Raw genomic sequence first — 2,412 nt, 5'->3', positions numbered from 1 at the left:
ATCGAAAGCTGCAAATTTAACATTCTTAAATATATGTGTAATCCCTGCACTACAATATTTAATATAATCAACTTCTTTACCAAAACCTACAAAACGCCATAAGTTGTTATCAAGCGTCACATGAGAAGAATTATCAATCACAACATCAACAAGCCAAGGAGCTAATTTTGCACATAAATTTGCCAAATATCCTCCATGTGAGGATCCGGTTAAAATTACTTTCAAATTATTATTTTTCAAAATCTTTGTTTTTGTATAAAGCAAAGCGTTTAACACATCGATCGTTTGCATAATACCATAATTTTGATATTCATTTTTTGTTGGTTTAAATCCTAAACTCAAATACAATAAATAATTTTCATCTAACTCTTGAGTTTTTTTCAACCTTTCTATAAATTTATTTATCACATCTATAACACAATAAAATTCATCATAAGTTTTTAAAGCTTGTACATCAATAGGTAAATTATTAATCCCCAATGCATCTAAACTAACTTTTAGTATCATTTTATCTATATCATCTATATAAAATTCCGCTCCAGTTTGAGGACGATTTCCTATACAATGATAATTTACATTTAAAACTGCTACATTATAATTTCTAGCACAATAATCACTTATATATAAATCATCTTTTATATCTCCGCCAATACCATTTATAACACAAACAATCGCCTCTATTTCTTTGCTATCATCATAAGTTAATTTAAATTCTAATTTACTTTCTCTTTTTATATTTAATTCTACATCATCACAAGAGTCTATGAAATAGGTTTGATTTATGAGCATATTTTTCTTTCTTAGTTATAATTTATGCTATTATAACCAAAATTTTTTAAGGAAGCTCATGACAACTCATATCAATGATTTTTTACAAGAAAGTGTTGCTAAATTTGGAAGCAAAAATGCTTTTGTTGAGTTTAATGGTAAAAGTATAAACTATAAAGAATTTGATGGTTTAAGTAAAAAAATAGCAAGTAAAATTCTTTCTAAACTTCCTACTAAAAGTACACAAGAGCCTGTATTAATCATACTTCCTAAAGGGATTGATTGTTTGCTTTCTTTTTTTGGTGTAGCAAAAAGTGGAAATTTTTATACGCTTTTAGATGAAAAAAGCCCTAAAGAGCGTGTAGAAAAAGTTATAGAAGTTTTAAAACCAAAGCTTTTAATTACTTCTAAAAAATTAAATTTAGATTTTAATCTTGATACCATTTTCACAGAAGATTTTGAAAGCTTTGTTGTAAATGAAAATACTTTAGAAAAAGCTTTAAACAATCACATAGATACTAATTTACTTTATGTCTTTTTTACAAGCGGAAGCACAGGAACTCCAAAAGGAGTAAGCATAAGCCATAAAAGTGTGATTGATTATACTTTTTGGGTATGTGAGACTTTTAAACTAAGTCATGAAGATATATTTGCTAATCAAGCACCATTTTACTTTGATAATAGCATATTAGATATATTTAGCTCTGTTAAAATGGGAGCTACACTTCATATACTGCCAAATCATCTTTTTGCTTTTCCAAATAAAATTTTGGAGTATCTAGAACAAGAAAAAATAACAACAATTTTTTGGGTACCTTCAGTGCTGATTTATTTTGCTAATACTAATGCTCTTGAAGCCTTTACACTAAGGTATTTAAACAAAATTCTTTTTTGCGGCGAAATCATGCCAAATAAACAACTCAACATTTGGCGCAAACATCTTCCTAATGCTTTATTTGCCAATCTTTATGGACCTACTGAAATTACCGATGTATGCTCTTTTTATATAGTTGATAGGCAATTTAGCGATGATGAGCTTTTACCTATAGGAAAAGCTTGTAAAAATACTCAGCTTTTAGTATTTGATGAAAATTTAAATTTAATTACTCCAGATCAAATAGGAATTAAAGGCGAGCTTTATGTAAGAGGAATTTGTCTTTCTTTAGGCTATTACAACGATAAAGAAAAAACAAAGCAAGCTTTTGTGCAAAATCCTTTGCATGATAATTACCTAGACTTGCTTTATAAAACAGGTGATGTGGTAGCTTATAATGAATTTAGCGAACTTTTATGCTATGGAAGGATAGATCATCAAATCAAATACATGGGTCATCGCATAGAACTTGGAGAGATAGAAAGTATTATAAATTCTCATGAGAATGTAAGAAATTGTGCTTGTATTTTTAAAGAAGAAATTATTTGTTTTTATGAAAGCAAGGAAGAGTTAGATTTTAAAAACTTTTTAAAAGACAAACTCCCTGCTTACATGATACCTAAGAAATTTGTTAAAATAGAACAATTTGCTTTAAATGCAAATGGGAAGATTGATAGGAAGGTTTTAAAGATAATCAAATAAAAAGTATTTAAGGAAGTCAAATGAACACAACTTTTCCAGTTATCACTTTAACAGGTCTTGCGGGGAGT

The 2,412-nt window shown here is 28.2% G+C and carries 2 protein-coding genes; one reads left to right on the top strand and one right to left on the bottom strand.

Annotated features, from left to right (window positions below):
* Nucleotides 1-789 (bottom strand): DUF2920 family protein (locus L8W55_RS07840; RefSeq protein ID WP_263678125.1); only part of this gene is annotated, 789 nt, incomplete at its 3' end.
* 58 nt (nucleotides 790-847) lie between these two features.
* On the opposite strand from L8W55_RS07840, the gene L8W55_RS07835 reads away from it, so the two are divergent.
* Nucleotides 848-2,344, top strand: a complete 1,497-nt coding sequence (locus L8W55_RS07835; protein ID WP_263678124.1) for an amino acid adenylation domain-containing protein — start codon at nucleotides 848-850, stop codon at nucleotides 2,342-2,344.
* Nucleotides 2,345-2,412: the final 68 nt, after the last annotated feature.

The sequence above is a fragment of the Campylobacter sp. FU_520 genome, assembly GCF_025772385.1.
GTDB classification, from domain to species: domain Bacteria; phylum Campylobacterota; class Campylobacteria; order Campylobacterales; family Campylobacteraceae; genus Campylobacter_D; species Campylobacter_D lari_C.
This window is presented reverse-complemented; position numbering and strand designations above follow the sequence as displayed.

Coding starts and splice junctions, on each gene's coding strand:
- L8W55_RS07835 (WP_263678124.1), top strand. CDS start 848: ATGACAACTCATATCAATGATTTTTTACAAGAAAGTGTTGCTAAATTT.